This window comes from Micromonospora taraxaci, assembly GCF_007830095.1.
GTDB lineage: Bacteria > Actinomycetota > Actinomycetes > Mycobacteriales > Micromonosporaceae > Micromonospora > Micromonospora taraxaci.
Genome location: NZ_VIWZ01000001.1, coordinates 2,150,062 through 2,173,227, shown reverse-complemented (window position 1 = coordinate 2,173,227; position 23,166 = coordinate 2,150,062). Strand labels below are relative to the sequence as shown.

The 23,166-nt window shown below is 72.5% G+C and carries 22 protein-coding genes; 1 reads left to right on the top strand and 21 read right to left on the bottom strand.

Annotated elements, in window-relative coordinates; translation table 11 throughout:
- The first annotated feature begins 2 nt into the window (after positions 1 to 2).
- Complete coding sequence (locus FHU34_RS10305; RefSeq protein WP_145779741.1) at positions 3 to 707, top strand: LON peptidase substrate-binding domain-containing protein; 705 nt, start codon at positions 3 to 5, stop codon at positions 705 to 707.
- On the opposite strand, the gene FHU34_RS10300 is transcribed toward FHU34_RS10305, so the two are convergent.
- From FHU34_RS10300 to FHU34_RS10200, 21 genes are all read right to left on the bottom strand, one after another.
- Entirely contained in the window at positions 622 to 1,557 is a 936-nt protein-coding gene (locus FHU34_RS10300; RefSeq protein WP_145779740.1) for a DUF2567 domain-containing protein, read from the bottom strand. The two genes, FHU34_RS10305 and FHU34_RS10300, sit on opposite strands and share 86 nt — an antisense overlap.
- A 56-nt stretch (positions 1,558 to 1,613) precedes the next feature.
- Positions 1,614 to 3,389, bottom strand: a complete 1,776-nt coding sequence (locus FHU34_RS10295; protein ID WP_244311604.1) for a MinD/ParA family ATP-binding protein — start codon at positions 3,387 to 3,389, stop codon at positions 1,614 to 1,616.
- A gap of 74 nt (positions 3,390 to 3,463) precedes the next feature.
- Positions 3,464 to 4,492 carry a hypothetical protein gene (locus FHU34_RS10290; RefSeq protein ID WP_145779739.1) on the bottom strand — a complete coding sequence of 343 codons (1,029 nt, stop codon included), beginning with the start codon at positions 4,490 to 4,492 and terminating at the stop codon, positions 3,464 to 3,466.
- A 42-nt stretch (positions 4,493 to 4,534) separates the two neighbouring features.
- A complete protein-coding gene (locus FHU34_RS10285) occupies positions 4,535 to 5,479 on the bottom strand; it encodes an RluA family pseudouridine synthase (RefSeq protein WP_145779738.1) in 945 nt (314 codons plus the stop codon).
- Positions 5,476 to 6,090: a signal peptidase II gene (gene lspA, locus FHU34_RS10280; RefSeq protein ID WP_145779737.1), complete on the bottom strand. Its 615-nt coding sequence runs from the start codon at positions 6,088 to 6,090 to the stop codon at positions 5,476 to 5,478. The genes FHU34_RS10285 and lspA overlap by 4 nt, the downstream gene beginning before the upstream one ends.
- A 64-nt stretch (positions 6,091 to 6,154) precedes the next feature.
- Positions 6,155 to 6,574 (bottom strand): TraR/DksA family transcriptional regulator, encoded by a 420-nt coding sequence (locus FHU34_RS10275; protein WP_124770807.1) that lies wholly within the window; start codon positions 6,572 to 6,574, stop codon positions 6,155 to 6,157.
- 227 nt (positions 6,575 to 6,801) lie between these two features.
- The gene (locus FHU34_RS10270) at positions 6,802 to 8,301 is read right to left on the bottom strand and encodes a potassium/proton antiporter (protein ID WP_145779736.1); all 1,500 of its coding nucleotides are present in this window, start codon (positions 8,299 to 8,301) and stop codon (positions 6,802 to 6,804) included.
- A 45-nt stretch (positions 8,302 to 8,346) separates the two neighbouring features.
- Positions 8,347 to 8,652, bottom strand: a complete 306-nt coding sequence (locus FHU34_RS10265) for a DUF167 domain-containing protein (RefSeq protein WP_145779735.1) — start codon at positions 8,650 to 8,652, stop codon at positions 8,347 to 8,349.
- A gap of 10 nt (positions 8,653 to 8,662) precedes the next feature.
- Complete coding sequence (locus FHU34_RS10260) at positions 8,663 to 9,370, bottom strand: chromosomal replication initiator protein DnaA (RefSeq protein ID WP_425280571.1); 708 nt, start codon at positions 9,368 to 9,370, stop codon at positions 8,663 to 8,665.
- 116 nt (positions 9,371 to 9,486) lie between these two features.
- Positions 9,487 to 10,293, bottom strand: coding sequence for a DivIVA domain-containing protein (locus FHU34_RS10255; protein ID WP_088988417.1), 807 nt, complete (start codon positions 10,291 to 10,293; stop codon positions 9,487 to 9,489).
- A 44-nt stretch (positions 10,294 to 10,337) separates the two neighbouring features.
- The gene (locus FHU34_RS10250; protein WP_030334503.1) at positions 10,338 to 10,643 is read right to left on the bottom strand and encodes a YggT family protein; all 306 of its coding nucleotides are present in this window, start codon (positions 10,641 to 10,643) and stop codon (positions 10,338 to 10,340) included.
- A gap of 30 nt (positions 10,644 to 10,673) precedes the next feature.
- A complete protein-coding gene (locus FHU34_RS10245) occupies positions 10,674 to 11,366 on the bottom strand; it encodes a cell division protein SepF (protein WP_145779733.1) in 693 nt (230 codons plus the stop codon).
- A 190-nt stretch (positions 11,367 to 11,556) separates the two neighbouring features.
- Positions 11,557 to 12,300 (bottom strand): YggS family pyridoxal phosphate-dependent enzyme, encoded by a 744-nt coding sequence (locus tag FHU34_RS10240; protein WP_145779732.1) that lies wholly within the window; start codon positions 12,298 to 12,300, stop codon positions 11,557 to 11,559.
- Between the two features lie 9 nt (positions 12,301 to 12,309).
- The gene (ftsZ, locus tag FHU34_RS10235) at positions 12,310 to 13,425 is read right to left on the bottom strand and encodes a cell division protein FtsZ (RefSeq protein ID WP_145779731.1); all 1,116 of its coding nucleotides are present in this window, start codon (positions 13,423 to 13,425) and stop codon (positions 12,310 to 12,312) included.
- A 246-nt stretch (positions 13,426 to 13,671) separates the two neighbouring features.
- A complete protein-coding gene (locus FHU34_RS10230) occupies positions 13,672 to 14,490 on the bottom strand; it encodes a cell division protein FtsQ/DivIB (protein ID WP_145779730.1) in 819 nt (272 codons plus the stop codon).
- Positions 14,487 to 16,052 (bottom strand): UDP-N-acetylmuramate--L-alanine ligase, encoded by a 1,566-nt coding sequence (gene murC / locus FHU34_RS10225; protein ID WP_145779729.1) that lies wholly within the window; start codon positions 16,050 to 16,052, stop codon positions 14,487 to 14,489. The genes FHU34_RS10230 and murC overlap by 4 nt, the downstream gene beginning before the upstream one ends.
- Positions 16,049 to 17,155 (bottom strand): undecaprenyldiphospho-muramoylpentapeptide beta-N-acetylglucosaminyltransferase, encoded by a 1,107-nt coding sequence (murG, locus tag FHU34_RS10220; RefSeq protein WP_145779728.1) that lies wholly within the window; start codon positions 17,153 to 17,155, stop codon positions 16,049 to 16,051. Before murG ends, murC begins: the two co-directional genes overlap by 4 nt.
- On the bottom strand, positions 17,155 to 18,585 hold the full coding sequence (locus FHU34_RS10215) for an FtsW/RodA/SpoVE family cell cycle protein (RefSeq protein WP_145785527.1): 1,431 nt from the start codon (positions 18,583 to 18,585) through the stop codon (positions 17,155 to 17,157). The genes murG and FHU34_RS10215 overlap by 1 nt, the downstream gene beginning before the upstream one ends.
- Before the next feature lie 496 nt (positions 18,586 to 19,081).
- Positions 19,082 to 20,206: a phospho-N-acetylmuramoyl-pentapeptide-transferase gene (mraY, locus tag FHU34_RS10210; protein ID WP_145779727.1), complete on the bottom strand. Its 1,125-nt coding sequence runs from the start codon at positions 20,204 to 20,206 to the stop codon at positions 19,082 to 19,084.
- The gene (locus FHU34_RS10205) at positions 20,203 to 21,603 is read right to left on the bottom strand and encodes a UDP-N-acetylmuramoyl-tripeptide--D-alanyl-D-alanine ligase (protein ID WP_145779726.1); all 1,401 of its coding nucleotides are present in this window, start codon (positions 21,601 to 21,603) and stop codon (positions 20,203 to 20,205) included. Before FHU34_RS10205 ends, mraY begins: the two co-directional genes overlap by 4 nt.
- Entirely contained in the window at positions 21,600 to 23,162 is a 1,563-nt protein-coding gene (locus tag FHU34_RS10200; RefSeq protein ID WP_145779725.1) for a UDP-N-acetylmuramoyl-L-alanyl-D-glutamate--2,6-diaminopimelate ligase, read from the bottom strand. The genes FHU34_RS10205 and FHU34_RS10200 overlap by 4 nt, the downstream gene beginning before the upstream one ends.
- Positions 23,163 to 23,166 lie beyond the last annotated feature (4 nt).

Genomic DNA, 23,166 nt, shown 5'->3' with positions numbered 1-23,166 from the left:
ATGTGACCGCACGGCTGCCGGTGTTTCCGCTCGCAACGGTGCTCTTTCCCGGGTTGGTGCTGCCGTTGCACATCTTCGAGGAGCGCTACCGGGCGCTGGTCCGACACCTCGTCGACCTGCCCGAGGGCGCTCCCCGCGAGTTCGGCGTGGTGGCCATCCAGGCGGGTTGGGAGGTCGCACCCGCCGGTCCCGGCTCCCGCGCGACGGCGGGCGTCGGCGAGGTCACCCTGCACGAGGTGGGCTGCACCGCCGAGCTGCGGCAGGTGACCGAACTGGCCGACGGTGGTTTCGACATCGTCACTGTCGGCCGCCGCCGGTTCCGGATCGCCGAGGTCGACGAGGACGCGGCTCCCTACCTGACCGCGGACGTCGAGTGGCTTCCCGACCCTTCCGGGCCCGACGAGGTCGCCGACCTGTTGGCCGCCCGGGTGATCGCGGTGTTCCGGCAGTACCTGGGGCTGATCCGCCCCGACCCGGAGGAGATCTCCGAGCAACTGCCGGAGGATCCGACGGTGTTGTCCCATCTGGTGGCGGCGACCGCGGCGCTCACCGTCGACGACCGGCAGCGGCTGCTGGCCATCGACGACACCGCCGCGCGGCTCCGCGCCGAGCTACGGCTGCTCAACCGCGAGGCGGCTCTGCTGCGTCAGGTGCGGGCGGTTCCGGTGCCGTTGGCGGAACTGGCGTCCCCGCCGACACCCAACTGAGCCCCGGCTCGGGCTCCGGGCGCAGGCCCGGCCACCGCGACCAGCCCGCCAGCAGCGTGTACGTGATCGCGGCGCCGAACGCCGGCAACAGCAGGTTGCCGTGCGGCAGCGGTAGGACACCGAGCAGCCAGTCGACCCCGCCGGCCCGCAGGTCGGCGGGTTTGGTGAAGGCCTGCCCGGCCGGGGCGGTGTCCAGCAGCCGGTCGAAGGTGGCCAATCCGATCCGCCGTCCCACCTGCCAGGCCACCGGCGCGGCGGCCAACCCGCCGAGAACCGCGGCGAGCAGCCCGACCGGGCCGCGCCGACGTCGCAGCACGAACCACAGGGCGAGCGCCACCAGCAACCCGAAGGCCAGCCCGAGCAGACTGAACCACCCGTCGGCGGCGATCGGCTGCTCCGGTTGCGGGTCGGAGTAGATCGCCCCCTCGGCGGTCTTGAGCACCGGCGTGTCCGGCGCGAGCCCCGCCCAGAGCAGCCCGAAGGGCACACCCAGGACAGCCACGGCGAGCACGCTGGCCAGCACCGTCGCCACGGTACGCAGCGGACGACGCGGCTCGTCGAAGGTCAGCTCCAACGAGCTCTGGTACGCCGCCGAGGCGGGGATGTCGCCCGGACCGTACCCGTGCTGCGGTGTCGCCAGCTGGGCCTCCGGCGGTGGCACGGTCCCCGGCAGCGACCCGTTCCCGGGCTGCGACTCGGCGTCCGGCTGCGACCGGGGCGACCGCTCGGCGTCCGGCTGCGGCCCGGACGACCGCTCAGCCTCCGGCGAGGTCGCGCCTGGCGTGCGGGGCGGCGCGGGGCGGTCGGGCTCGTCGACGGGCCGCGCGGGGTCGGGGTAGTCCGGGCTCACCCGATGATCCTCTCAGGCGCGGTCGAGTGCCGGGGCTCCGGTGGCGGCAGACCAGCTCACCGGGCGAACGGCTCCACCATCATCGCCGCCGCCCGCAACCACGCCTGCCGGGTCTCCGGCTGGAGCTGGTGGTACTCGATCGACGCCCCGGTCTCCAGCGCCGGGTCGTAGGGCACCACGGCCACTCCACGGGTACGGGTGGCGAAGTGCCGTTCCAGGTCGTCCTGCAGTGGCGAGCGACCCGGGGTCGGGCAGGAGATGAGGGTGACGGCGTTGTCCGCCAACTCGCCCATGCCCTCCTCGTGCAGCAGGTCGAGCATCCAGTCCGCGCTGAACGCCGCGTCCTCCCGCGGCACAGTGGTCACCACCAGCTGGTCGGCGGCCTGCATCACGGTGCGCCAGTTGGGGCTCTCCACGTTGTTGCCGGTGTCGACACAGACCACGTCGTGGGTGCGCCGCAGCAGCTCCAGCACCCGCCGGACGGTGAACTGGTCCAGTCGCTGGGCGAAGCGCGGGCTCTCCTCGCCGGCCAGCACGTCGTACGAACCGTCGGAGGCGTGCCGCAGGTAGTCGTCCAGCCGACCCAGCAGGGTCTCGCCTTCGAGGATCTCGATCTGGGCCAGGTCGGTGACCAGGTGCCGGATCGTCCGGGCGTGTCGGGCGCTGCCGGCGCGCAGCCCGAGGGTGCCGCGCAGCTCGTTGTCGTCCCAGGCGAGCACGCCCTGCCCACGCACGCTGCCGACGGTGGCCGCGGCGAGCACTGTGGCGGTGGTCTTGTGCACCCCGCCCTTGGGGTTGGCGAAGGCGAACACCCGGGGCGTGCCCAGATCCCGCCGCAGCACCCCGTTGGCCCGTTCCTGCTCGTCGACGCCCTGCGAGCGCCACTCGATCCGGGGCGGGTAGGAGCGCTCGACGACCGCCGAACCGACCGATTGGGCGACCGGCGGGGGCGCGACCGGTGGTGCGATCGGCGGTGGTGCGATCGGCGCGGGGGGTGGCGCGGCGACCGGCGGGGGCTGCGGCACGGCGACCGGATAGCCGGTCTCCGGCTGGTAGCCGGTCTCCAGCAGGGCGTACCGCGACTCCACCGGCGGGTCGCCCGGCCGGTAACCGTTGTCCAGCAACGCGTACCGCGACGGACCCGGGTCGGGGACGACCGGCGGCGGCTCGGGTTCGGTCCGGTACGTCGGCTCGACCCGATGGCCCGGATCCGCCCGGTAACCCGGCTCGGCACGGTACGCCGGCTCCGCCCGATAGTCGGGCTCCCCCCGGTACGGCTCACCCCGGTAACCCGGCTCGGCCCCGAAGCCCGGCTCGGCCCCGAAGCCCGGCTCGGCCCCGAAGCCCGACTCCGGGCGATAGGTCGGCTCCGCGCGGTACGCCGGCTCGGCCCGATAGTCGGGCTCCGGCCGGTAACCCGGCTCGGCCCGGTAACCCGGCTCGGCGCGGTACGCCGGGTCCGACCGGTAGTCCGGCTCCGACCGGTACGCGGGGTCCGACCGGTACGCCGGCTCGGCGCGGTAGTCCGGCTCGGCCCGGTAGGCGGGGTCGACGCGGTAGGTAGCCTCGGCGCGGTAGTCGGGCTCCGCGCCGTACGACAAATCTGCTGGATGCCCGATGGCGGATGCCCGCCCCGCGTAGCCGTTGGGGGCCGCGCGCCGGGGCAGCGGGTCAGGCGGCGCGTCGTCGGCACGCCGCTCCGGCTCGGTCTGCTCCGCGCCGCGACCGCCCAGCCGGGCGCGGTCCAACAACGCACGCCACCGCGGCGCTGGTTCGGCCGGCCGGCCCCAGCCGGTCTCACTGCCCTCCACGGCCCGCCCTCCCAGCGCCATCGATCTCCGTCTGACAGGCTACGAACCAAACCCTATTCGGACCACACCTCAGAGCGCACACCAGCCGACGCAGATCACGACGACGCGGGTGTCGGGGATTCGGCACCGGTGCTGTCCGGGGAGGTGGCGATGCTCGGCGGGGGCGGCTCGGTCGACTCGGCGGACGACGGCGCGGGTGACGGAATCGTGACGACCGGTGCGGGTTCCGACGATTCGCCCACCGACGCCAGCGGCGCGGGCGCGGGCGGGGTGGACTCGACGGAAACGTCCGGGGTCGGCGCGGGCCTCGGCCCGGTGTCGGCCGGCGGGCGCACCACGTCGCGCTGTTCGGGCAGTGGTGGCGTGAAGACCGTACGGTCCAGCCGGTACACCTCGGGGGCGGGGTCGACGGCCCGAACGTCCGGGCGGGCCGCCACACCGCGCAACACCTGAGGGGCCGCCCGCACCACAGCGGCGTAGACGCAGGCGCAGCCGGTCCGGTACGCCGCCGCCTCGGCGGTCGCCACCTCGGCCCCGCTGACGTAGCGTTCCCGCAACTCCCGCTCGCCCACTCCGTCACCGTCGACAGCCGCGGCCCGGGCCTGGTAGTCGGCGGCTTCGGTGTCCTTGCGGGCCGCCACCTCTTCCATCCCGGCGACCACGTCGTCCGGCACCCGTAGCGCGGGAATCCGGACGATCTCGGTCTGCCGCCCGGGCAGCGGCACCCGCCCGAAGACGGTGGAGACCCCGACGTCGCCGAGCACCGCCGCCAGACGCTGCGGCGGCAGGTACTCGGTGAGCGTGACCAACGCGTACGTGCCACCCCCCGCGGACGAGGCGGACGCGGGGAGCGCGGCCAGGTCGGCGGCGGCGGACCGCAGGTAGCCGGGGACGGAATCACCGTCGGCGACGCCGACCCGGGTCACCTCACCCACCGTCCGGTCACCCACCGGCGCGTCGTCGACAGCCCAGACCGCGGTGCCCAGGACCGCCGCCGCGGAGAGCACGGCGGCCCAGGTGAGCACCCCGGACCGCGCCGACCGGTCGCCCAGCCGGGCCACGGCCCGGGTCAGCGGCGGCAGCAGCCGTTGGTCCAGCTGCCGCAGCAGGTTGCCGGCGCGCACGGGCGGGATCCCCTCGTCGGATCGGTGTCGGGCGGTCGCCGCTCAGTCACGCAGGATCTGGAGCGCACGGTCCAGGTCGTCAGGGTAGTCGCTGACGAACCGGACCTCGTCCCCCGTTCGGGGGTGCAAAAAGCTCAGTTCGCGGGCGTGCAACCACTGTCGGGCCAGGCCGAGACGGGCCGAGAGGGTGGGGTCGGCGCCATAGGTGAGGTCACCCACGCAGGGGTGCCGCAGGGTGGAGAAGTGCACCCGGATCTGGTGGGTCCGACCGGTCTCCAGCCGGACGTCGACCAGGCTCGCGGCCGGGAACGCCTCGAGGGTGTCGTAGTGGGTGATGCTCGGCTTGCCGCCGGACACCACCGCCCAGCGGTAGTCGTGGGTGGGGTGCCTGTCGATCGGCGCGTCCACGGTCCCGCGCAGCGGGTCCAGGTGGCCCTGCACCACGGCGTGGTAACCCTTGTCCACCTCGCGGTACTTGAAGGCCCGCTTCAACGCCGTGTACGCCTGTTCGCTCTTGGCGACCGCCATGATCCCGGTGGTCCCCACGTCGAGCCGGTGCACCACGCCCTGACGCTCGGCGGCACCACTCGTGGAGATGCGGTGGCCGATCGCGGCGAGGCCGCCGATCACCGTCGGGCCGGTCCATCCGGGGCTGGGGTGGGCCGCCACTCCGACCGGCTTGTCGACCACGACGATGTCGTCGTCGGCGTAGACCACCCGCAGGCCGGGCACCGCCTGCGGCACCACTGTCGGCGGCGCGACCGGGGCGGGCAGCGTGACGTCCAGCCAGGAGCCGGCCTTGACCTTGTGCGAGTTGGGCCGGGCGCTGCCGTCGACAAGCGCGTCCCCGGCATCCACCAGGGCCGCGGCTGCGGTGCGGGAGAGCCCGAACAGGCGGGACACGGCCTGGTCCAGTCGCATGCCGTCGAGGCCGTCCGGCACGGGCAGGGAACGGTGGTCGCCGCCAGCGGCGAATGCGGAGGTCATGCCCGCTCCTGCTGCTCGGCGCCCTGGGGGGCGTCCGTCTCGGTCGGGTCGCCGTCGCGGCCGGCGCGCCGGCCGTCACGCTGGCGGCCGGTCAGCTCCAACAGCACGGCCAGCAGCACGCCGCACACCAGCGAGCTGTCCGCCAGGTTGAACACCGGCCAGACCTGGCCGTACGGGTCGAAGAGGCTGATCATGTCGACCACGTGCCCGTGGAAGGGGGATGGTGCCCGGAAGATCCGGTCGACGAGGTTGCCCAGCGCGCCGCCCAGCACCAGGCCGAGGGAGATCGCCCAGGGCAGTGAGCGCAGTCGCAGTGCCATCCAGACGATCCAGCCGACCACACCGATGGTGATCAGCGGGAAGACCCAGGTGTGGTCCGCGCCGATGCTCCAGGCGGCACCGCTGTTACGCGTCAGGCTCAGGTAGACGAACCCGCCGAGCAGACGGACCGGCTCCCGGTCGGTCAACGCGGCCAGCGCGAGGTGCTTGGTGACCAGGTCGGCCAGCAGGGCCACCAGGGCGACTCCGGCGAGGATCGCAACGGCCCGGGGTCGGCGTGTGCCGCCGCCCGGATCGGTGCGGCCGGGTTCGGCGGACGGTGCTGCGGTCATGCGCTCCCCATCGACAGTCTCGGCGGTGATCGCTCACCGTCTCATCGCCGCCGGGGAACGGACCTCAGCGCCGTTCCTCCAGCTGCTTGCACGTCACACACTGGGTGGCCGACGGGAATGCGGCGAGGCGCTCGACCGGGATCGGGTTGCCGCACCGCTCGCACCAGCCGTAACCACCCTCGTCGAGGCGCTCCAACGCGCGCTCCACCTGCGTGATCCGTTCCAGAATGCTGTTGGCGAGAGAGATCTCCTGCTCCCGCTCGAGCGTCTTGGTGCCCGTGTCGGCCTGGTCGTCCCCGGCCGAGTCGGTCAGCCGATCGCGCTGCAGCTCGGTGATCTCGCTCAGCGTCTGATCGTACTCGGCGCGAAGCTCGTCCCGCCGCGCCGCCAACGCCGCCCGGATCTTCTCGGTCTCCGCCGTGCTCCGGGTGGCCTTGGCCACCGGCTTGCGCCCGGCGGTCCTGGTGTCGGCTGGCTTAGCCATGGGTCGCTCCCTCGGCCGGGGAGCCGCGTGGTTCGCGGCATCCTGGTCAGGGGGCGCCGACCAAGGCGTCCCCTAATGGACGAAAAGGGGCGCACGGCGACGATGGCCGCGCACTCCGGAGGTTGGCAAGAATACGGAACGTACAGGCGTCCGACAACGTGCCGCACCGTCGCACCGCTCAACAGCCCCTAGCCCTGCCTAACTGGGGCAAAGGGAACGCTAGCAGATCAACCGGGCACCTCATCCCCGTGTTCGCCAAACCACCGAGCCAGCCGACCCCGTCGGCTGACGGCCCGCAACCTCCGCTCGGCGGCGTCCCGCACCCCGGCGGTCGCCACGATCAACAGGCTGTCGCCGGTCTTCAGCCGGGTGTCCGGCGCGGGCACGAATCCCACCCCGTCGCGCAGCACCAGCGTCACCGACGCACCCAGCGGAAGCCGCAGCTCGTCGACGTGCACGCCGGCCAACCGGGAGCCCGGCGGCACCTCCACCTGGAGCAGGTCCGCGCGCATCCGCTCCAGCGGAGCGGTCTCCACATGGATCTCGGCGGCCTCGGTCGGCGCGGTCACCCGCAACCAGCGGGCGAACGGCCCCAGCGCCCCGGCCTGCACCAGAGTGAAGATCACTACCAGCACGAAGACCACGTCGAAGAGACGCTCCGCACCGGGCACCCGCTCGGAGAGCGGAATGGTCGCCAGCACGATCGGCACCGCCCCGCGCAGGCCCGCCCAGGACAGGAACGCCTGTTCACGGAGGCCGACCCGGAACGGCAGCGCCGAGACGGCCACCGACAACGGCCGGGCCAGCAGCACCAGGGCCAGCCCCGCGACCACAGCGGGAAGCACCGCCGCGTCCAGTCGGCCCGGTGAGGCCAGCAACCCGAGCAGCACGAACAGCCCGATCTGAGCGAGCCACGCCAGCCCGTCCGCGAAACCGAGGATCGCCTGCCGGTGCGACAACCGGGCGTTGCCCAGCAGCACCCCGGCCACGTACACGGCGAGGAACCCCGAGGCGTGCAGCACCGCCCCGGCGGCGTACGCCAACACGGTGATGCCCACCGCGGCGATCGGGTAGAGACCGGCCGACGGCAGCGCCGCCCGGCGCAGCGCCCAGGTGCCGGCGACACCCGCACCCACGCCCACCGCCGCACCCACGCCCAGCTCGTAGCAGACCAGCCCGACCTCGTACCACCACGGATGCGCCCAACCCTCGTGGGACAGCAGCACCACCAGCAGCACCACCGGGGCGTCGTTCATGCCCGACTCGGCCTCCAGGGTGGCCACCAGCCGGGGCGGCAACCGCAGCCGGCGCAGGGTGGCGAAGACGGCCGCCGCATCGGTGGACGACAGCACCGCCCCGTAGAGCAACGCCAACCGCCAGTCCAACCCCAACAGAAGGTGTACGGCGACACCGACCACCACGATGCTCACGACGACGCCGACCGTGGAGAGTGCCGAGGCCAGCCCGAGCACCGGTCGTAGCGTGCTCCACCGGGCGGTGAGACCACCCTCCGCGATGATCACGATCAGCGCGCAGAAGCCGAGGGCCCGGGTCAGCTCGACGTCGTCGAAGCGGATACCCAGCCCGCCCTCGCCGATCGCCACACCCAGCGCCAGGTAGACGAGGAGGCTGGGCACACCGAGCCGGGTGGATAGTCGCACCGCGCCCACGGCGACCAGCAGCACGGCGGCACCGAGCAGCAGCGCGATGTCCAACCCGGGCGTCACGGTTGAACCAACCCGGGCGTCACGGCTGCCTGGCCTGGGCGTTCCTCACTCGGCAGATCCGTCGCGCAGTCGACGCAGCAGCGCGGACAGCTCCGACGCGGGCCGGTCGACGAGGAAGAGCTTGTCCCGACTCGCCGCGCCGGCGCGCAGGGACACCGCCGCCGGCCGGATGCCCAGGGCGGCCGCCAACGCCCGGCGGGCCGCTTCGGTCGCCCGCCCGTCGACGGCGGGGTCGTGCACCGCGATCACCAGGGCAGGCCCGTGTGGACCGTCGAAGCGTCCACCCACCCGGTCCCGGGAGGCTCCGGGCTTCACCCGTACCGCCACGGTGAGCGTCTCCTGCGCGGACACCGGCGCCGCTTCAGATCGGCCGGACGTCGGCGAGCAGGGCGGTGGCTGGCGCGCACTGCGCGCAGGGAGTGAACCCGAGCTCGACGGCCTCGGCGACCGGCAGCTCCTCGGGCACCCGGCCAGCGAGGAACGCGCAACTGGCGAGGTGGTAGCGAGGGTGACCGTCGACCACCTGGACAGCGTCGGGGAGTCGCGCCACCCGGGCCGCCTCGGCGGGAGTGACCGGCTGCTCGGCCGGCTCGTCGGGCACCGACCCGCCGGCACGGTAGGCGTCGTCGGTCGAAGCCGCAGACGGCGAGGCGGGGCTGACGGGCTGGACGGGAGCGGACGCGCCGTCGGTCGGAGTCACGAACGGTGCCGCGTCGTCGAACGGCGGCACCTCGTCGGCCCCGGAGCCGAACGGCGGCTCACGGTCGACCGGCGGCTCGGGTGGTTGCCGCCACCCGGTGCCGCCGGTGCCAACCGTCGTGGGCACGTGCTGGACCGGTACTTCCGGCTCGGCCAGCGGCGGCCCGTACGCCGAACCCGTGGCCTGGCTGGCCATGCGGGACACGTCGGGCTGTCGCCGGTCGGTCCGACCGGGATCCGCCGTCGCGCGGTTGGCAGCTGCCTGGCGGGCGCCCACCACCAACGCCACGGCGGCCAACAGACTGGCCGCGATGGAAATGATCAACAGGAAGCTGGATCCCCCGGCCAGACCGAGCACCAGGAGGACCACCGCGACGAGGATGAGCAGGAGACTTGCGACTATCACGGCTCACCCCCGCCGCGTCGTACCGCCCAGACGGGGCCGGCGACCGTCACCATTGTCGGAGAGCGATCGCCGGCCGGTGCTCAGCGTCCGGCTTCGAGGGCGCCGGAGCGCCCGCCGCCGCCGTACGAACCGGCGAGGCCCGCAGCGGCCAGCCCGTTGCCGCCGGCGACCCGGCCTGCCTCGGAGCGGGTCATCTCGGCTTCGAGGCCCTGGCCGCGACCGTCGAGGTCCCGCAGCTGGCTCTCCAGGTACGCCTTGAGCCGGGTGCGGTACTCACGCTCGAACTGCTTGAGCTCCTCGATGTGCTTCTGCAGGGCCGTGCGCTTGGCGTCCAGGCCGCCCATGGCCTCCTGGTGCCGCTGGCGGGCGTCCCGCTCGAGGGCGTCAGCCTTCGCGCGCGCCTCCCGGGTCACCTCCTCGGCCTTGCTGCGAGCCTCGGACAGCAGGCTGTCGGCCTCGCGGCGAGCGTCGGACACGTGGTCGTCGGCGGTGCGCTGGGCCATCATCAGCACGCGCAGGGCCTGCTGCTCGCCGTCACCGGTGACGCCAGCGGGGCCGCCGGTCGTGCGGACCTGCTCCAGCTCGGCCTGCATCGCGCGGGCGGCCTGCTCGGCCGCCGACTTGTCGCGCTGCACCCGGTCCAGCTGGGCCTTGACGTCGTTGAGCTCCGCCGCCAGTCGGGCGTCGCCGCCGGGGCCCGCGGGGGCGCCGCCACGGCCGCCGCGCTCCACCTGGGCGCGCAGCTCGTTGTTCTCCTCGATGAGACGGGCGAGCTCACGCTCGACCTCATCGAGGAAGGCGTCGACCTCTTCCTCGTCATACCCCCGCTTGCCGATCGGCGGCTTTTTGAAGGCGACGTTGTGGACGTCGGCCGGGGTCAGCGGCATCGAAACTCCTCGGGTCAGTTGCGGCCGCGAAAGCGCGTCGGTCATCAGGCAGATGCCCTGATCGACGGCCCTAACACGAACTCCATCAGCACGAACAGGATAACCAGGAGCACAAGGGAGGCCAGGTCGATGCTCACGGTACCAATTCGCAGCGGAGGGATCACACGCCTCAACGCGTTGAGAGGGGGATCAGTGACGCTCCACACGGATTCCAATCCTGCCGATGCGCCACGCCCCGGTTGCCAGCGCCGGCCGTACTGCAGGACGGCGCTCAACACGAACCGGGACAGGAGAAGGAGCAGGAAGACATAAAGGATCAGGTACAGCACTTGCAGTAAGATCGACAACACGGTCAGCGACGTCCCTCGGGTCGGGCGGGGTCAACTCAGGCTGAAAAAACCGCCCTCAGCGATCTTGGCCTTGTCCTCAGCGGTGACCTGGACATTGGCCGGTGAGAGCAGGAACACCCGATTGGTCACGCGCTCGATCGTACCGCGCAGGCCGAACGCCAGCCCGGCGGCGAAGTCCACCAGACGGCGGGCATCGGCCTCATCCATCTCGGTGAGATTGATGATCACCGGAACGCCGTCGCGGAAGTGCTCACCGATCGTGCGCGCCTCACGGTAGGTGGTCGGATGCAGCGTGGTGATCTGGTAACGCTGCTCCTCCTCGGGCAGCGCCCGCTCACGTGCCGTGACCTGCGGCGCGAGGGCCAGGTTGTCACGGGTGTGGTAGGTCAACGCGCCGGAGGTCTCACCAGCCGACGACCGCGTGATCGACCGGACGCTGGACCGCTCGATCCGCTCCGGACGCTCACCGTCGCCACGCTCGGACTCGCCCAACCGCCCGCTCGTGCGCTCGGAGAGCCGCCCCCGCTCACTGATCCGGGGCCGGGGAGCCGGCGGCTCCTCGGTGTCGTCCTCGTCCTCGTCGGCGAACTCCTCGGCGTACCGGCTCTGCCGGTAACGCGACTCGCGGTAGCCACCCTTGTCGTAGCCACCGTCGTCGTAGGCCCGCTCGTCGTCTTCCTCGACCAGACCGAGCCAGACCCCCGCCTTGCGCAGTGCACCCATCCCGCGCCCTTCCGTCCGCCGTGCGGCACGCGCCCCCGTGCCATGTCGCCCGTCGCGAGTGGACAACCATGCCCATCGGACCGAAACGGCAATCCCCCGGCGCGCGATTCGCGTCGCGCGCCACGACCCCCGACCAGGAGACGCCGTTCCTGAAACAACACTGATGTAATTTGCATGTCTCGCGGTCAGGCTACCGCAGCGTGGAACGCATTCCGAGCAACGCGCTACCGACGCGGACATGTGTCGCGCCATATCGGATCGCGATGTCGAAATCTCCGCTCATCCCCGCGGACAGCGCGGTCGCTCCCGGATGGAGGCCCCGAAACACGTCGGCGACCTCGGCGAGACGGGCGAAGGCCCGCTCCGGTTCCCAACCCAGCGGAGCGACCGCCATGAGGCCGACGAGACGCAGCCCGGGCGCGTCGGCCACCGCCTCGGCCACCGGTTCCAGCCCGGCGCCCGGATCGGCCGACCCGGGCAACGCCCCACCCCGGGCCGCGTCGCCGTCGATGCTCACCTGGACCAGGACGTCCAGCGGCACCTCCCGGTCGGCGGCGGCGTTGGTCAACGCCCGTGCCAGCCGGACACTGTCGACGGACTGCACCACATCGGCGTACCGGACCACCGAGCGAGCCTTGTTGCGCTGCAACTGACCGATGAAGTGCCACCGCGGTCGTACCCCGGCCGCCGCAACCTCGGCGGCCTTACCGGCCGCCTCCTGGTCGCGGTTCTCCCCCATGTCGGTCACTCCGAGCGCGGCCAGCGCGACCACGTCGCTGGCCGGGTAGGTCTTCGTCACCGCGATCATCGTGACGTCGGCGCGGTCCCGGCCGGCCTGCGCGCAGGCGTCGGCGATCCGGGACCGCACCTGAGCCAGGCCGGCCGCGATCTCGGCGTGCCGTTCCGGCCGCGCCGTGGCTGAGCTGTCGGTCATCGGCGGTGCTCAGGACCCGTTCTTGAGGAAGTCGGGGACGTCCACGTCGTCGAAGAGCACCCGGCGCGGCGACTGGGCCGGAGCCGGGTTGGTCGTCGGCGCCGGCACCGGGGTGCTCTGCGGCGCCGGTTGGTTGGTGTTGGTCTTACGGGTCGGCTCGGCCGCCTTGTACGCGGGCGTGCCGCCGTCGAAGCCCGCCGCGATGACAGTCACCCGCACCTCGTCACCGAGCGCGTCGTCGATGACCGCACCGAAGATGATGTTGGCATCCGGGTGGGCCGCGTCGGTGACCAGCTGGGCAGCGTCGTTGATCTCGAACAGGCCGAGGTCGGAACCACCGGCGATGGAGAGCAGCACGCCGCGCGCGCCGTCCATGCTCTGCTCCAGCAGCGGGCTGGAGATGGCCGCCTCGGCCGCCTCGACCGCGCGGTTCTCACCGCGGGCGCTGCCGATGCCCATCAACGCGCTGCCGGCGCCGCTCATCACGCTCTTGACGTCGGCGAAGTCCAGGTTGATCAGACCCGGGGTGGTGATCAGATCGGTGATGCCCTGCACACCGGAGAGCAGCACCTGGTCGGCGGTGCGGAACGCGTCCATCATGCTGATGTTGCGGTCGCCCAGGGCCAGCAGCCGGTCGTTCGGGATCACGATCAGCGTGTCGCACTGGTTGCGGAGTTCGTCTATCCCCGACTCGGCCTGCACCTGGCGCCGCTTGCCCTCGAAGGAGAACGGGCGGGTCACCACACCGATGGTCAGCGCGCCGAGCTTGCGGGCGATGTTCGCCACCACGGGCGCGCCGCCGGTGCCGGTGCCGCCGCCCTCGCCGCAGGTCACAAAGACCATGTCGGCGCCCTTGAGCACCTCCTCGATCTCGTCGCGGTGGTCCTCGGCGGCGTTCTTGCCGACGTCCGGGTTGGCCCCGGCCCCCAGGCCGCGGGTCAGCTCCCGGCCAACGTCGAGCTTCACGTCGGCGTCACTCATCAGCAGCGCCTGCGCATCGGTGTTGATCGCGATGAACTCGACGCCCTTGAGCCCAACCTCGATCATCCGGTTGACGGCGTTGACGCCGCCGCCCCCGATGCCGACGACCTTGATGACCGCCAGGTAGTTGTGCGGAGGTGTCATCTCCGGTCCTTTCCTTCGAGATTGGCTTCGGCCGACCGGGTACGGCGTGGCCAGACCAGCGGCCGACGACAGCTGTCACCAGCGAGGATCAGGGGTGAACCCTCACCCTCTACTAGAGGCTTACAGTTATGTCAACCACTGAACCTCTTCGGGGCAACGTAAGCGCCACCACGCCATGAGCCAAGGACCCGCCCGGCGTGTCGCCGGCCGGAGCGCAACGGGTCACGACGTCACACGCCTCCCGGCTCATCGGAAGGTCACCACGTCCGGCGCGCTCACGTCGATCCGATCGGTGTCCTCGTCGAGCAGCGCGGTGGCCACCCGGGCCTTGTCCGTACCCCGTGTCGCGTCGCCCCAGACCACCGTCCGGTCCCCCTTCAGCCGCAGGGTGATCCGGGCCAGCCCCTCCACGTTCACGTCCACCACCTCGGCGCGGAGCTGCGGAGTCAACGCGACGAGCACCTCCAGCCCGGCGCGGGTGCCCGGGTCGTCGGCAGCCGGCCGAACCACCGTCACCTGGGGCAACTCGGCGGGTCGTTGGTCCACCGTCCGGAACGCCACCCCGCTGCGGTCGATCAGGGCGAACCTCTCCCCCTGCGGCACCGCCGCCACCGGAGTCCGCTCGGTCACCCGCACCACGAGCGTGCCGGGCCAGTCCCGGGACACGGTGGCCCGCTCCACCGGGGCCAACGCGCCGACACGACGGGCGGCGGCGTTCAGGTCCACCCGGGCCAGCGGCACCCCGTCCTGCACCGCGACGGCGTCGTGCACCTGCACCGGGGTCACCAGGTCGGCGCCCTCCACCCGTACCTCCCGCACACCGAACAGCCCAGTGCCGAGAACCACCCACGCGACCAGCCCGGCCAGGGCGAGCACCCCGGCGGCCACCGCCCAGGGCAGCGCGGCGCGCATACGACGCTGCCGGGCCCGGGCCATGAACCGGCGGGTCGAGGGCGGAACCGCGTCCCGCCCGGCCCGGACCAGCTGCCAACGCCGGGCCGGACCACGACGCGGAGCGCCGCCGTCGCCGGCGCTGGTCCGCCCTCGGGCCGGGCCGGGACTCATCCGGCCGTGGACGCCGTGCCGCCGGGTGCGGCGGTGCCACCGAGGGCCGCCCCGTCGCCGCCGGCCGTGGCCCCGCCCGGCACCGGATCGCCGAGCACCGGGGCGGTGGCCACCGGGTCGACGGTCGCGGTCGGCGCGGAGCCGCCCGCCCGCTCCCCCAGCGCGGCCAGCAACTCGTCGCCCATCAGCGAGATCGGCGGGGCGCCCATGGTCACCACCACGTCCCCCGGGCGGGCCCGACGGGCCACCTCGACCGGCGCCGCCTCCCACGAGTCGACGAAGACCTTGCGGTCGGCGGGCAGGTCCACCGCCGCGATCAGCGCCGCCGAGCCCTCACCGGGCTGGCGCAGCTCGCCCGGCCCGAACACCTCCAGCAGCACCACCTCGTCGGCGATGGCCAGCGCCTCCGCGATCTCCGCCTGGTTGTCGCGGGTGCGGTACAGCCGGTACGGCTGGAAGACGACGATCAACCGCCCGTCCCCGGCCACCTCACGCAGCGTCTGCAACGCCAGCGTCATCGACGTCGGGTGGTAGGCGTACTCGTCGTAGACCAGTACGCCGTCCGCGACACCCTTGCGCTCGAAGCGCCGCCGCACGCCAGGGAAGACCGCCAGCGCGGCCTCCGCCGCCTCCAGCGGCAACTCGAGCAGGTACGTGGCCAGCACGGCGGAAGCGCTGTTCAGCCCCATGTGCCGCCCCGGCACCGGGAGCCGGAACTCGCCCAGCGACCGGCCGTCGATGGCGGCCAGGTAGCGCACCCCCCGCGCGGAGGAGGAGATCTCGGTCAGCCGCAGGTCGGCGTCGGCCGCCTCGCCGTAGGTGAACACCCGCCGCCCTTCGGCGCGCAGGCTCTCGGCCAGCCGTCGACCGCCCGCGTCGTCGGCGCAGGTGATGATGAACCCGTCCGGGTCGGTGAGGCGCGCGAACTCCACGAACGCCGCCTCCAGCGTCGCGTAGTCGCCGTAGGTGTTGAGGTGGTCCGCCTCGACGTTGGTGATGATCGAGACGTACGGGCGGTAGATGAGGAACGAGCGGTCGCTCTCGTCCGCCTCGACCACGAAGTGCTCGCCGGTGCCGTGGTGGGCGCCCGAGCCGACCTCGGAGATCTCGCCGCCGATCACGAAGGACGGGTCCACCCCGGCCTGCTGCAACACCATGGTCACCATCGACGTGGTGGTGGTCTTGCCGTGCGTACCGGCCACCGCGATCGCCCGACGGCCCGTCATGGCCGCAGCGAGGGCCTCGGAGCGATGCAGCACCCGCAGGCCGCGCCGACGAGCCTCGACCAGCTCCAGGTGGTCCTGCGGGATGGCCGAGGAGTAGACGACGGTGTCGACCCCGTCGAGGTTGGTCGCCTCGTGGCTGAGGTAGATGGTGCCGCCAAGCGCCCGCAGCCCCGCCAACGAGGGCCACTCCCGCAGATCGCTGCCGGAGACCCGGATGCCCCGGGTGAGCAGCAGCCGCGCCACGCCGAGCATGCCCACCCCACCGACACCGATCAGGTGGACGGCGCCCAGGTCCTCGGCGGTGAGCGTGCCGGCCGGGGTGAACTGCGCGGTCATCGGGCCACCGCCTGGAGGACGAAGGAGCGCAGCGCCTCGTCGCCGTCACGTCGCCCGTACCTCGCCGCGGCGGCGCCCATCGTGTGCAACCGCTGCGGGTCGCGGATGAGCGGGATGACGGTGCGCTCCAGCCAGTCCGGGGTGAGTTCCGCGTCGTCGACCAGGAGACCGCCGCCGGCCTCCACCACGGGCAGGGCGTTGCGCCGCTGCTCCTGGTTGCTGTGCGGGTACGGCACGTAGATCGTCGGCTGCCCGATCGCGGAAACCTCGGCGACGGTCATCGCGCCGCCCCGGGCCAGCATCAGGTCGGCGGCGGCGTAGCCCAGCTCCATCTCGGACAGGTACGGCAGCGTCACGTACGGCACCGGCAGGTCGGTGGGGATCGGCACCGGCTCGTTGCGCGCGCCCATCACGTGCAGCACCTGCACGCCGTTGCGGGCCAACTCCTTGGCCGCGCCGGACACCGCCAGGTTGATCGAACGGGCGCCCGACGAGCCGCCGGAGACGAAGAGCACCGGCAGGTCCGGGCGGAGCCCGAAGTGGGCGCGGGCAGCGTTGCGCAGCGCGTACCGGTCCAGTGCGGCGATGCTGCGACGCAGTGGCACCCCCACGATGGTGGCGTCGCGCAGGGACTCGGCCTGACTGGGCTGGTGCGGGAAGCCGACGGCGATGTTCTTGGTGAACTTCATGCCCAGCCGGTTGGCGACGCCCGGCGGCACGTTCACCTCGTGGATCACCATGGGCATCTCCCGACGCCACGCGGCCAGGTAGGCCGGCACCGAGACGTACCCGCCGAAGCCGACGACCACGTCGGCCTTCACCTCGTCGATCACCTTGCCCGCCGCGCGCGCGGCGGTCCACATCCGGCCCGGGGTACGGACCAGGTTCATGTTGACCGACCGGGGCAGTTGGTACGCCGGGATCTGCCGCAGGTCGTAGCCCTGCGGCGGGATCAGGTCGTTCTCCATGCCGCGTGGAGTGCCGAGGCAGGTGATCCGGACGCCCGGGTCGTGTCGGCGCAGGCAGTCGGCGAAGGCGAGCAGCGGGTAGACGTGCCCCCCGGTGCCACCTCCCGCGAGCACCACCGAACGCAGCGGACCCATCAGCGTCTCCTCTCGCTCGCCGTACCCCTGCGGCTCCGGTCCTGTCGGACCCCGCGCGGCACGGCCTGGTCGTCATGGCGCCGCTCACGGGACCGGGGCACGGACCCTCGGCCAGCGGGCGGCGTCGCCGGCCGGCGACGCCGGCCGGGAAGCGGCGGCAACGGGGCCCAGAGTAGTCGGACCCACCGGGCCGGCGGACGGGCATGCAGTGCTCTGGCCGCATCGGGTTCGGCGCGGGCGAAGGACGCCAGCATGCCGATGCCCGCCAACGTCACCACCAGGGCGCTTCCACCGTCGGAGATGAACGGCAGCGGCAGGCCGGTGATCGGCAGCAGCCCGACCACCCCACCGATGTTGATCACGGCTTGGCTGACCAGCCAGGTGGTCACGGCGGCGGCGGCGAGCCGGCGGAACGGGTCGTCGACCCGGCGGGCGATCCGCAACCCGGTGTACGCGAGGACCGCGAACAGGGCGAGCACCACCGCGCAGCCGATCACGCCCAACTCCTCGGCGATGATCGCGAAGATGAAGTCGTTGTGCGCCTCGGGCAGCCAGTCCCATTTCAGGCTGCCCTTGCCCAGCCCGACGCCGAACCAGCCGCCGTGCTCGATGGCCAGCCGCCCCTGGTAGAACTGGAGGCAGCCGTCGAGCTTGCAGGTCTCCGGGTCCGGCGGGTTGAAGAACATGGCCAGCCGGGCGAAGCGGTAGTTCTCCTCGCCGCGTTCGCCGGAGCCGGCCCCGAGCGAGGCCACCGCGACGAGCAGGCCGACGCCGAGCAGCCCGACGACCGTCAGCACGCCGAAGACCCGCATCCGGACACCGGCGGCCCAGAGTAGCCCCACCACCAGGGCCAGCAGGCAGAGCATCGTGCCCGTGTCGTTGTAGCCGACCAGGACGAAGAGCAGGCCCATCACCGGGAAGAGCGGGGTGGCCAACTCCCGCCACCACCCCAACGCGGCACCCTTGCGGGCGATCAGGTGCGCGCCCCACAACACCAGCGCGAACTTGGCCAGCTCCGAGGGCTGCACCTGGATCCCGCCGATGAACAGCCAGTTCAGGCGCGCCTCGATCGGCCCGAATCCGGCCGACTTCTGGTTCGTGAGCCGGGCGTAGGCGACCAGCAGGTTGAGGACCAGCAACAGCACCACCGAGGTGATCAGCAAGGGCCGGCCCAGGGACCGGTAGGTGCTGGCGGGCAGCCGTTGGCAGGCCCAGAACGCACCGATGCCGATCACCGCGAAGATGGCCTGCTTGGTCACCGAGGCCGAGGCGTTGCCGTCCTCGGCGTAGTCCTTCACGCTGGTCGCCGAGAAGACCATGGTCAGCCCGATCAGCAGCAGCAGGCCGGCACAGGACAGCAGCAGGTAGTAGGAGGCCAGCGGCCGGTCCAGCAGGCCGCGCAGGGCGGCGAGCCCGGCGGCCCCGTCCAGCCCGCGCAGCGGCGCCGGCGGTTCCGGCTCGCGGCCCGCAGCGCCGGACTCCGGACCCGTGGTTGCCGCGCCGGGCCTCGGCTCACGCGGCGGCGAACCGGACTCCTTACCGCCCGCCGCCGCGCCGGACCTCAGCCCTCGCGGCGACGCGCCGGATTCCGAGCCACGCCGGTCGTCCGCGCGGCCCGGCGGAACGCTGCCCGCCGGGCCCGCTGACCGCCGCGGCCGGACGGCCGTCCTGTCGTCCCTGTCGTCGGTGCCTGGTTCCTCCCCCACCCCGACATCATCACCGCTAGCCACGCCCGGCGAGCCCACAACGAGACCCCCGGCGTGTCGGACCGCGAAGATCCGCACAACATCGGGGAAATTGCTGCCTCAGAGCAGCCGAGACAGCAACTTCGCCGATGTTGTGCGGATCTTGGGGAAGGCGCAGCCCCGGGCGCCGGGGCGTCCGGGGCTGGGCCGGGGTCGGGGGTCGACGGAAGGTGGGGACCGGTCAGGTCATGTTGGCGAGGAACTCGCTGTAGAACAGGCCCAGGGCGATCGCCACGCCGATCCCGGCGATGATCCAGAAGCGCACCACGATGTTGACCTCGCTCCAGCCGGCCAACTCGAAGTGGTGCTGCAGGGGCGACATCCGGAACACTCGTTTACCGGTGGTCTTGAAGGAGATGATCTGGATCACCACGGACATCGTGATGATGACGAAGAGCCCACCGATGATCGGAAGCAGCAGGATGGTGCGGGTCGACATCGCCATGCCGGCGATCAGACCACCCAGCCCCAACGCCCCGGTGTCACCCATGAAGATCCGTGCCGGGGACGTGTTCCACCAGAGGAAGCCCACACAGGCCCCGGCCGCCGCCCCGGCTATCAGCGCGATCTCCAACGGGTCGCGGACCTCGTAGCAGTACGGCTGGGTGTAGCTCGGGTCGGCGCACCAGTGCCGGTACTGCCAGAACGCGATCAACGCGTACGCGGCGAGCACCATCACCGAGGCGCCGGTGGCCAGGCCGTCCAGACCGTCGGTGAGGTTCACGCCGTTCGTCGCGGCCATCACCACGAAGATGAAGATGATCACCGCGCCGACCTTGCTGACCTCCAGGAAGTCGATGTCCCGGATGAAGCTCAGCGTGGTGCTGCCCACCGTCTCGGTGTTGGTCGCCCTGCCCGTCGCGTCGGTCATCGTGCTCGGGAACCACAGCGCGATCACCCCGAAGACCGCGCCGACGAGGATCTGCCCGAGCAGCTTGCCGCGCTTGTTCAGGCCGGCGCTGTTGCGCTTGCGGACCTTGAGGAAGTCGTCGAGGAAACCCACCGCGCCGGAGAAGACCATCAGCCCCAGCAGCACCAGCGCCGTGATGGTCGGCTCCACCTGCGCGATCTGCTGGTCCGGCAGGGTGGTAAGGGCAAGGTGCCCGGCCACGTACGCGATCACCGTGGCGAGGATGAAGACCACGCCACCCATGGTGGGCGTGCCCTTCTTGCCCTGGTGCATGGCCGGGCCGTCGGAGCGGATCGGCTGGCCGGCCTTGAGCCGGGTGAACACCTTGATCGCGATCGGAGTGCAGAACAGCGACACGAGGAAGGCCACCCCGATGGCGACGATGACCGCCCTCATCGGCCGGCCTCCCCGGCGGCGGCGTCGGCGCGCAGGGCGTCGGCCACCTCCCACGTCCGGTACCGGGAACCCTTGACCAGGACGACGTCACCCGGTCGTAGTTCACTCCGCAGCACCTCGACGGCCGCTGCCTGATCGGTGAGCAGCACCGACTCTCCTCCCCAGTTCCCTACCGCTGTCGCGCCTTCGTGGATCGGCGCGGCCGGCTCACCCACCACGAGCAGCCGGTCGACACCCAACTCGGCCACCAGTTGGCCGACCTGGGCGTGGCCGTCCCGCTCGAACGGGCCCAACTCGGCCATGTATCCGAGCACCGCGACGGTACGCCGCCCCTGGCCGATACTGGCCAGCGCCCGCACCGCCACCGCCATCGAGGCCGGGTTGGCGTTGTACGAGTCGTCGATGACTGTCACCCCGTCGGGGCGGTCGAACACGTCCATCCGCCGGGTCGAGACCAGCCCCAGCTCACCGAGGGCCGTGGCCAGCTCGGCGAGCGGCATGCCCAGCTCCCGGGCCACCGCCGCCGCGGCGAGCGTGTTACCCACCTGGTGGTGGCCGGTCAACCCGAGCCGCACCGGCGCGCGCCCCTCCGGGGTGACAAGGGTGTACGACGGGTGCCCCCGCTCGTCCAGCGTCACGTCCTCGGCGCGCACGTCGGCGTCCGGTGCCTCGCCGTAGCGGACCACCCGGGCCCTGGTGCGGCTCGCCATCGCGGACACCCGGGGGTCGTCGGCGTTCAGGACTGCCAGCCCGTCCGCCGGCAGGGCCTCGACCAGCTCACCCTTGGCCACTGCGATGTTGTCCTGCGAGCCGAACTCGCCGATGTGCGACGTGCCGACGTTGAGCACCACGGAGATCCGGGGCGGCACCAGCTCGCACAGGTACCGCACGTGCCCGATCCCGCGGGCGCCCTTCTCCATCACCAGGTAGCGGGTGTCCGGCCCGGCCCGCAGCGCGGTGTGCGGGTGCCCCAGCTCGTTGTTGAACGAGCCGGGCGGTGCCACCGTGGCCCCGAGCCGGGCGGTGAGCTGGCCGATCAGATCTTTCGTGGTGGTCTTGCCGGACGAGCCGGTCACACCGATCACGGTCAGGTCGGGGAGACGGTCCACCGCGGCGCGGGCCAACCGACCCATCGCGGTCAGCGCGTCGTCGACGATCACCATGGGCACCCCGGGCACCTCTCGGCTGCCCAGCACCGCCACCGCGCCGGCCTCGACGGCCGTCTCCGCGTAGTCGTGCCCGTCGACCTTCTCCCCGGGGAAGGCCACGAAGAGCGACCCCGGGCCCACCTTGCGCGAGTCGAACTCGACGCTGCCCGTGACGGTGGCGGCCGGGTCGGCGGCGACGAGCCGCCCGTCGACGGCGGCGGCCACCTCGGCCAGGCTCAGCGCGATCATCGCTGACCCGCCAGGTCCCCGAAGCGGGCACGCAGCGCGGCGGCCAACTCGACGCTGTCGTCGAACGGGAGCACCTCGCCCGCCACCTCCTGGCCTCGCTCGTGCCCCTTGCCGAGCAGCGCGATGACGTCGCCCGGCTCGGCCAGCCGTACCGCCTCGTCGATCGCGGCGCGGCGGCCCGCCACCTCCACGATCCGGGCGGCAGTGGCGGCCCGGTACGCCCCGGCGAGCACCTCGGCGCGGATCTCCGCCGGATCCTCGGTACGCGGGTTGTCGTCGGTCACCAGCACCACGTCGGCTCCCTCCGCCGCGGCGGCGCCCATCACCGGCCGCTTGCCCCGGTCCCGATCCCCGCCGGCGCCGATCACGCAGATCAACCGACCGGCGCTCAACTCACGCAACGCGGCCAGCGCGGCCACGATCGCGTCCGACTTGTGCGCGTAGTCGACCACCCCGCGCACCGGGGCGGCGACGTCGACCAGCTCCAGCCGGCCCGGCACCCCACCGCAGGCGGCCACGCCGGTCGCCGCGGTCGCCGGGTCCACCCCGGCGCCGACCAACGCGGCGATCGCCAGCAGCGCGTTGGCCACGTTGTGCCGCCCGGGCAACGCCACCCCGGCGGACAGGACCACGCCGTCCGGGCCGTGGGCGGTGAACCGCTGGGCGTACCCCTCGCCGCTCACGCCGTCGGCCCACCAGCTCGCGCCTTGATCACCGGCCGCCGAGTAGGTGACAGTGGCCGGCTTGTACAGCGGCTTGAGGGCACTGTCGTCGAGGTTGAGCACCTCGACCGCGCACCGCCCGTCGAAGAGCTGGGCCTTCGCGGCGAAGTAGTCGTCGCTGTCGGCGTGGAAGTCCAGGTGGTCGGAGCCGAAGTTGGTGTAGCCGCCGACGGCGAACCGGACACCGCCCACCCGGCCCATGGCCAGCGCGTGGCTGGAAACCTCCATGACCACAGCGGTCACCCCCCGCTCGCGGGCGGTGGCCAGCATGGCGTGCAGGTCGGTCGCCTCCGGGGTGGTACGCACGCTGTCGATCACCAGGTCGCCGAGCCGGGTCTCCACCGTGCCGATCAGCCCGGTGGTGTGGCCGGCGGCCCGCAGCCCCGACTCGACCAGGTACGCGGTGGAGGTCTTGCCGGCCGTGCCGGTCACCCCGATCACGGTCAGGTCGGCGGTCGGGTCGCCGTACACGGCCGACGCCAGCTCGCCGAGCACGGCGCGTGGGTCGGGCACCACCAGGACGGGCAGACCGCTCCCGGCGGCCATCTCCGCACCCGCCGGGTCGGTCAGCAGAGCCACCGCACCCGCCTCGGCGGCGGCGGCGACGAACTCCGCGCCGTGCCGACGGGCACCGGGCAGCGCCGCGTACAGGTCGCCGGGGCGGACCTCACCGCTGGCGTGGGTAGCGCCGGTGACGAGCACCGCAGCGGCGTCCGCCGGAAGGTCGACGGCGAGTCGGACGGCAAGATCACCGAGCCGGACTCCGGTCACGGTACGTGGACGTGGATTGCCGGGCACGGCGTCAGACCCTACCCGGTCGTCCGGTTCCGGCCGCACAGCC